Source organism: Streptomyces atratus, assembly GCF_014648655.1.
Classification (GTDB): Bacteria; Actinomycetota; Actinomycetes; order Streptomycetales; family Streptomycetaceae; genus Streptomyces; species Streptomyces atratus.
In genome coordinates, this window is the sequence record NZ_BMRN01000029.1 from 88648 (window position 1) to 94708 (window position 6061).

Consider the following 6061-nt stretch of genomic DNA (forward strand, 5'->3'; position numbering starts at 1 on the left):
GGCCCGGGCCGAAACCGCAGCGTCAGCCCAGGTCGGGGATGCGCCAGTCGATGGCCTCGTGCCCCTGCGCCGCCACCGCCTCGTTGATCTGCGTGAACGGACGGGAGCCGAAGAACTTCTTGGCGGACAGCGGTGACGGGTGCGCACCCTTCACCACCGCATGGCGCTCCTCGTCGATCAGCGGAAGCTTCTTCTGCGCGTAGTTGCCCCAGAGCACGAAGACCGCCGGATCGGGCCTTGAGGCGACCGCGCGGATCACCGCGTCGGTGAACTTCTCCCAGCCCTTGCCCTTGTGCGAGTTCGCCTCGCCCGCGCGCACCGTCAGCACGGCGTTGAGCAGGAGCACGCCCTGCTCGGCCCATGGCATCAGGTACCCGTTGTCCGGGATCGGCAGGCCGAGCTCCTCCTTCATCTCCTTGTAGATGTTCCGCAGGGAGGGCGGCGTCTTCACACCCGGCCGCACGGAGAAGCACAGCCCGTGTCCCTGCCCCTCCCCGTGATACGGGTCCTGACCGAGGACGAGAACCTTCACCTTGTCGTAAGGCGTGGCATCCAGGGCTGCGAACACCTGGTCGCGCGGCGGATAGACCGGCCCCTTGGCCCGCTCCTCCTCGACGAACTCGGTGAGCTCCTTGAAGTAGGGCTTCTGCAGCTCTTCGCCGAGGACGCCGCGCCAGGACTCGGGCAGCAGGTCGGTGTCGGTCACGTCAACAACCTCCGGTAACTAATCAGTTCTTAGACCGAGAACCTACCGGGGGCCACTGACAACGGACCCCGCGAGCCCTGCCGGGGCCTACCAGCTGGCCTTGCGGTACAGCTCCCACATCTGCATGACCGTCTGCGGGTCCAGGGCACGCTCGCCGCCGCCGATGTCCTCGCCCGCCGCGACGTACAGCTTGCCCTGCCACAGCGGCAGCAGCCGCACGTCGTCGACCAGGATCTGCTGGGCCCGTTCGAACTGCTCACTGACCGCGCCCCGGTCGCTCTCCTTGCGGGTCTGCGGCAGCAGTTGCTCGATGATCTCGCGCTTCATGTACGGCCTCCCGGTGACGCTTTCCTTGCCCACGAAGGGGGCGATGAAGTTGTCCGGGTCCGGGAAGTCCGGGAACCAGCCGCGGCCGAAGACAGGATACTGGCCCTTGGTGAAGCCTTCTTGGAACTCCTTCCAGGGCTTGCTCTTCAGCGTGATCCGGAACAGCCCGGAGGCCTCCAGCTGTCGCTTCAGCTCGTCGAACTCGGGGGCCGTGGACGAGCCGTAGCGGTCGGTCGTGAACCAGAACGTCATTGAGACGGGCTCGGTGATGCCCGCCTTGACGAGAATCCGCTTCGCCTTGTCCTTGTCCGGGTCACCGTAGGCGTCGAAGAAGCTCGTGGTGTGTCCGGCGATGCCCTTGGGGACCATGGAGTACAGCGGCTCGGCCGTCCCCTGGTAGACCTTGGCCACCAGGGCGTCACGGTCGACGAGCTGGGCGACGGCCCGCCGTACGGCTACATTCCCGGCGGCCGGATCCTCGGGGTTGAATACCAGGAAGCGAATGTCCGCGCCGACCGTCTCGACAATCTGCAGATTGCTGTTCTCGTCCTTGCTGTCTTCCAGACCGACGACCTCCTCGGCGGTGAGGCCGCGGTAGATCGCGTCGATCTCGTTCTTCTTCAGCGCCGCGACCACGGGGGCGGAATCCTTGAAGTACCGGATGGTCACAGCGTCGTTCTTACGGTTGGCGAAACCCTTGTAGTCCGGATTCTTCACCAGTTCGGCCCGGTTCCCCGGCTTGTACGAATCCAGGAGATAGGGACCGGATCCGGTGACCTTTCCGTCACTGCGGACCTTGTGCTTCGAATAGTCGCTGGGCGCCACGAGCGACATCGCGGGTGTGGCGAGGACGAACGGGAATGTGGCGTCCGGTTTGGTGAGATGGAAGATGACGATGTCGTCCCCCTTGGTCTCGACCCGGTCGAGCGAACCGAGCATACCGACAGGGCCGCCCTTGACCTTGAGGGCCGTGATCCGGTCCATGGAGTACTTCACGGCCTCGGCGTCGAGTTTGTCGCCATTGGAGAATTTCAGGCCCTTGCGGAGTTTGCACCGGTAGGCCGTGCTGGTCGTATCGGTGAACTTGCACCATTCCGCCGCATCGGGCTCGGGGCTGGTGCTGCCTGTGGGGAAACTCACCAGAGTCTGGAAGACATTCCGCATCATTTCCCAGGAGTTGTCCCACGCCGCCGCCGGATCGAGGGTGGAGAGCTCGCTGGTCGTACCGACGACTATCTTCTGCTCCGCTTTCGAGCCGCTGTCGGAGAGAAGTCCGCAGCCTGCCAGCAGAGAGAGGGAAGCAAGGACTGCAGAGGCCTGCAGACTGGCCCGGTAGAACACGTGAACGCTCCTCGATCAGCCATGGGTCGGCAGACCTTACCGCAGTGCCCCGTCGGGTCAATCCGCAGGCCCGACAGGGCACTTGAGTCAATCAGGGCCAAACCCACTCAGGCCGCTCTCAGCTCACGCCCGCATTCAGGAAGATCCCGCCGTCGATCACCAGGGTCTGTCCCGTGATCCAGTCGCTCTGGCTCGACGTGAGGAACGCGGCGGCGCCGCCGATGTCCTCGGGGACCCCCAACCGGCCGAGCGGATAGGCCGCGGCGGCCTCCGCCTCGCGGCCCTCGTACAGCGCCTTGGCGAACTTCGTCTTCACGACCGCGGGGGCGATCGCATTGACCCGGACGACCGGCGCGAACTCGTGCGCCAGCTGAAGGGTCAGGTTGACCATGGCAGCCTTGCTCATGCCGTACGCGCCGACGAAGGGCGAGGCGGAGATGCCGGCGACCGAGGCGATGTTGACGATCGCCCCGCCGTTCTCCTTCTGCCAGGCCTTCCAGGTCAGCTGGGCAAAACCGAGCGCCGAGATCACATTCGTCTCGAAGACCTTGCGGGCGACATTGAGGTCGAGCTCCGCGATCGGACCGAAGACCGGATTCGTACCGGCGTTGTTGATCAGGAAGTCGACACGGCCGAACGCCTCCATGGTGCGCTCGACCGCCGCCGCCCGGTGCGCCTCGTCATGCGCCTTGCCCGCCACGCCGATGACGCGGTCGGAGCCGAGCTGCTCGACGGCCTCCTTGAGAGCGTCCTCGCCGCGTCCGGTGATGCACACCCGGTCGCCGCGGGCGACGAGCGCCTCGGCGATGCCGTAGCCGATGCCCCGGCTCGCGCCCGTGATGAGCGCGACCTTCCCACTGTCCTGCACAGTCATGATGTCCGTAACCCTTCGGGTCAGTTGAGCGGTCCGCCGGCGACATACATGACCTGGCCGGAGACGAATCCGGCCTCGTCGCCCGTGAAGAAGGCGATGGCGTTGGCGATGTCCTCGGGGCGGCCGACGCGCTGCACCGGGATCTGGGTGGCGGCAGCGGCCTGGAACTCCTCGAAGCCCATGCCGACCCGGGCCGCGGTCTGCGCGGTCATCTCGGTGACGATGAAGCCGGGTGCGACGGCGTTGGCGGTGATGCCGAACTTGCCGAGCTCCTTGGCGAGGGTCTTGGTGAAGCCCTGCAGACCGGCCTTGACGGCTGAGTAGTTGGCCTGGCCGCGGTTGCCGAGCGCCGAGGAGGAGGAAAGCGAGACGATGCGGCCGAACTCGGCGTCCACCATGTGCTTCTGGACAGCCTTGGCCATCAGGAACGCGCCCTTGAGGTGCACGTTCATCACAGTGTCCCAGTCGGACTCGCTCATCTTGAAGAGCAGGTTGTCGCGGAGCACGCCCGCGTTGTTGACGAGGATCGTCGGGGCGCCGATCTCGGCGGCGACCCGCGCAACCGCGGCTTCCACCTGTGCGCTGTCCGACACATCGCAGCCGACGGCGAGGGCGGTGCCCCCGGCGGCGGTGATCTTCTCGACGGTGTCCTTGCAGGCCGCCTCGTCGAGGTCGAGTACGGCGACGGCGCGGCCCTCGGCCGCCAGCCGTACCGCGGTGGCGGCGCCAATGCCCCGCGCCGCTCCGGTCACGATGGCGACGCGCTGCTCGGTGGTGGACATGCTTGGTTCTCCTCGCCCTTGGATCGCGGCTCAGCGGACGTCGGGGCGCCCCGGCACGAAACCTTCGCGTGCGCGGAGCCTTCCCGATAACTGAGCAACCGCTTAGTACCTTCAGCAGACGAGACGCTAGAAGCCCTGGCACTCGGTGTCAACGGCCCACGGCCGCAGGGGCGCATGTCACACCCGGCGGCGCCGCTGCCGCAGTGGCGGCGGGCGGCGCCGCAGGGCGGCGAATCAGCGCACCAACAGGTCGAGCAGCCGTTCGACCTCGGCCTCCGGGTCGGTTGTGAGACCGCTGTGCACAGGGCTCGGCTGGACAACAGTGGAACGCGGGGCGATCAGCCAGCGAAAGCGACGGCCTGCGTCGTCGCGGGCCGCCTGGCCCGCGTCCGTGCCGCCGCGGCACACGCCCTCGACAGCATGCAGGGCGGCCCGTACACCGACCACGTCCGCACTCGGGTCCAGGGCTTTCAGCTTGGTCTCGTCGAGATGGATACGTGCGGCGACGAAACCCCGTGCGTGGCAGTAGACGACCACGCCCGCGTTGAAGAACTCGCCGCGCTGCACCCGCGGCACCACGCGCAGCAGCGCGTACTCGAAGACATCGCGCTCGGTCACCGCTGGCCGTCCTTGTCGCTCTTCTTCTTGGTGGGGTGCGGCCAGGGGGTGAGGTGCTCGGTGAGCCAGCCGGGGGCCTGTGACGGCTTGGGCCCGGTGGGGCCCTCCATCGCGATCCGCTCATGAATGGTGGCGGCGCGCGGCAGCAGCGCTTCCACATAGGCGCGGCGCAGTTCGTCGGTGGAGTCGAAGCCGGGCTCGTCCACCAGCCACTCGTCGGGGACATCGGCCGCGACCTCGGTGAGCAGTTCCTCGGTGACCAACGGGGCGAGCTCGGCGGCGGCCGCCGCGATATCGGGGGCGAACGGGGCCAGCGCATGGTCCGAGGCGTTGTACGGCTTGGCGGCGGAGACCTGGGCGCCGGGCCAGTTGTGGTGCCAGATCATGGTGGCGCCGTGGTCGATGAGCCACAGGTCGCCGTGCCAGATCAGCATGTTCGGGTTGCGCCAGGACCGGTCGACGTTGTTGATCAGCGCATCGAACCAGACGACACGTCCGGCTTCCCGGGAGTCCACCTGGTAGGCGAGCGAGTCGAAGCCGATCGAGCCGGGCAGGAAGTCCATCCCGAGATTGAGCCCGCCGCTGGCCTTCAGGAGTTCCTGCACCTCCTGGTCGGGCTCGGCCAGCCCGATGACCGGGTCGAGCTGGATCTGTACGAGGTCGGGGACACGAAGGCCGAGCCTGCGGCCGAGCTGTCCGCAGATGACCTCCGCGACCAGTGTCTTGCGGCCCTGTCCGGCGCCGGTGAATTTCATGACGTAGGTGCCGAGGTCGTCGGCTTCGACGATTCCGGGCAGCGATCCGCCCTCCCGCAAGGGTGTGACATAGCGGGTCGCGATGACTTCGGTGAGCATTTCCCCAGGCTATACGGCTCAGATCCCTGGAGATCCACGGACCGAGGTCAGGGCCGTACAGCCTGGGGAATCACCCCGATCAGCCCTGGGGAGAATCTGGGGAGTTTTGGCAAGCGACCCGCTTTCCGAGGAAACCGTCGATCACAGCCCGGCCCCGGTTCCCGGCCTCCGGCATGAAGTGCGCGTAGTAACCGAGCGTAATCGTCGGCGATGAGCGCCCCAACCGCTGGGCCAGCGTGACGACAGACTCGCCTGCCTCCAACATGATCGAGGCGTAGGTACGTCGCAGCACGTGGAAACCGTCCGTTGGAGCCGCAGCCCACTGCCAGGGCTTGGCTCCCTCGGGCCGCTGGGGGATGACCTCAGCCTTGGCCAGAGCAGGCTTCCACGTATAGGTGTTCCATGTATTGACCGCGATGGCGTTGCCAAATCGCGTGGTGAGCAGCAGTGAACCGCCCCGGGTGAGGTGGAGGCTCGATTTCATGAAAGGATCGAGTCATGGCACGACCTTCCCGTTACCCGCTTGAGCTGCGTCGGCGTGCGGTGCGCATGTTCGCCG

At 66.8% G+C, this 6061-nt stretch carries 6 protein-coding genes and 1 pseudogene; all 7 read right to left on the reverse strand.

The genetic code is table 11. From position 1 onward, the window contains the following. Positions 1-22 precede the first annotated feature (22 nt). Positions 23-706: a uracil-DNA glycosylase gene (locus IEZ15_RS31510; protein ID WP_114243368.1), complete on the reverse strand. Its 684-nt coding sequence runs from the start codon at positions 704-706 to the stop codon at positions 23-25. Positions 707-793: 87 nt separating this feature from the next. Beyond that, a complete protein-coding gene (locus IEZ15_RS31515; protein ID WP_189280402.1) occupies positions 794-2374 on the reverse strand; it encodes an ABC transporter substrate-binding protein in 1581 nt (526 codons plus the stop codon). Positions 2375-2492: 118 nt separating this feature from the next. Beyond that, entirely contained in the window at positions 2493-3248 is a 756-nt protein-coding gene (locus IEZ15_RS31520; RefSeq protein ID WP_189280403.1) for an SDR family oxidoreductase, read from the reverse strand. A 20-nt stretch (positions 3249-3268) separates the two neighbouring features. Beyond that, complete coding sequence (gene fabG, locus IEZ15_RS31525) at positions 3269-4030, reverse strand: 3-oxoacyl-ACP reductase FabG (RefSeq protein ID WP_189280404.1); 762 nt, start codon at positions 4028-4030, stop codon at positions 3269-3271. A gap of 234 nt (positions 4031-4264) precedes the next feature. Continuing rightward, on the reverse strand, positions 4265-4648 hold the full coding sequence (locus IEZ15_RS31530; protein WP_114243372.1) for a DUF3037 domain-containing protein: 384 nt from the start codon (positions 4646-4648) through the stop codon (positions 4265-4267). Further along, positions 4645-5502 carry a HipA family kinase gene (locus tag IEZ15_RS31535; RefSeq protein ID WP_189280405.1) on the reverse strand — a complete coding sequence of 286 codons (858 nt, stop codon included), beginning with the start codon at positions 5500-5502 and terminating at the stop codon, positions 4645-4647. Before IEZ15_RS31535 ends, IEZ15_RS31530 begins: the two co-directional genes overlap by 4 nt. A 79-nt stretch (positions 5503-5581) precedes the next feature. Continuing rightward, positions 5582-5953 (reverse strand): annotated as a pseudogene (locus IEZ15_RS31540) (site-specific integrase); the annotation flags it as partial. Between the last annotated feature and the right edge of the window lie 108 nt (positions 5954-6061).

Bases quoted from the DNA above. Each gene is read 5' to 3' on its own strand.
- IEZ15_RS31520 (WP_189280403.1), bottom strand. From the start codon at position 3,248: ATGACTGTGCAGGACAGTGGGAAGGTCGCGCTCATCACGGGCGCGAGC.
- fabG (WP_189280404.1), bottom strand. From the start codon at position 4,030: ATGTCCACCACCGAGCAGCGCGTCGCCATCGTGACCGGAGCGGCGCGG.
- IEZ15_RS31535 (WP_189280405.1), bottom strand. From the start codon at position 5,502: ATGCTCACCGAAGTCATCGCGACCCGCTATGTCACACCCTTGCGGGAG.